The sequence below is a fragment of the Streptomyces sp. NPDC005070 genome (assembly GCF_053600395.1).
Genome location: NZ_JBSFZS010000567.1, coordinates 1 through 1,148, shown reverse-complemented (window position 1 = coordinate 1,148; position 1,148 = coordinate 1). Strand labels below are relative to the sequence as shown.

Genomic DNA, 1,148 nt, shown 5'->3' with positions numbered 1-1,148 from the left:
GTGCGGGTCATCTCGCCGCGCGCTCCGCCCTTGACCCGCACCCAGGTCGGCGCCGTCTCCAGGTGGAGCCGGAAGGTGTCGGCGAGGGCGAACTTCACCGCCATCGGGTGTGAGCCGTACTCCCGGGCGAACTCCTCGAAGACGCGGAAGCCGCGGGCGTACGACTTCTGTGTGTTCACCGAGCGCTGGTGGGCGATCCAGGAGGCGGCGAGCGTGGGCAGCACGTCCTCGGAGCCGTACAGGCCGACGAGATGGTCGTACAGCTTGCGGGCGTGCTCGGGCCACAGGTCGCGCGGATCGCGGCGCAGCGTGGAGGGGGCGGTCCGCGGTGCACGAACGGGCAGGGGTGTGGTCACCGCTTCTCCTCAGAGGTGGGGGCTTTGGCAGTCCGCGGTGTGGCCACCTCATTGGTGAAGACCGGCCGTTCCGGGAGACGCTTCTGGGCCTCCCGTACTTCCCTGCGGAGGTCCTCCACCGCTGCCTGGAGGGAGACGGAGTTCTGGTCGGCGCTGGCGCCGCCTGCGGTTTGTTCTGGGGCGCCGTCCCCGCCGATGCCGGTCCGGCGGTCGGGCGGTGCTGGTTCGCCGGGCCCCGCCACAGCGGTACCGGTCGCGATAGCCTCTTCGAGGACGGCGTACAGCTCCATCACCTGGGCCGCAAACCACGGATTGATCTCAACGTCCCCGTGCACGACGAGATTTCGCAGCCCTCGGAGTGTGTGCCTGAAGACGGCGATGGCGTCTTCCGCCTGCCCCGCCGTGTCATCTTCCTTGACCTTGAACAGCCACGGGACCGAGGTTTCGGCGGGGATGCTGGAAGAGTCCCCGAACAGGCGCTCGGCCTCGTGGACCCAGTCCTGGTGGCCGATCGGCGGGAGATAGGCGAGCAGGGTCGAAGCGATGTCCTTCCCGCCGGCCAGGGACTGGCCTTGGACCGCGCGGTGGACGGTGGACCGCGGATGGCCGGACTCCTCTGCCAGCTGGCGCAGGGACGGTCTGCCCGCAGCGGTGTAGAGATGCTGCAGGAACTCGGAGCGGTCGGCGTCCCTGTGGTGGGCGAGAAGAGTGTGCGCCGGATTCGAGGCGCTCCCGGTCCCGACGGCTTCCGGCAGTGCCGTGCTCCTTCCAGCCTCTCTCGCTCGCTCCCAC

At 69.6% G+C, this 1,148-nt stretch carries 1 protein-coding gene and 1 pseudogene; both read right to left on the bottom strand.

Features of this window, described 5'->3' with window-relative positions; all coding sequences use genetic code 11:
* Positions 1–356 (bottom strand): annotated as a pseudogene (locus tag ACWEBX_RS41215) (tyrosine-type recombinase/integrase); the annotation flags it as partial.
* The coding region (locus ACWEBX_RS41210) for a helix-turn-helix domain-containing protein (protein ID WP_451889789.1) at positions 353–1,148 on the bottom strand (796 nt) is incomplete at its 5' end. The pseudogene ACWEBX_RS41215 and the gene ACWEBX_RS41210, both read right to left, overlap by 4 nt.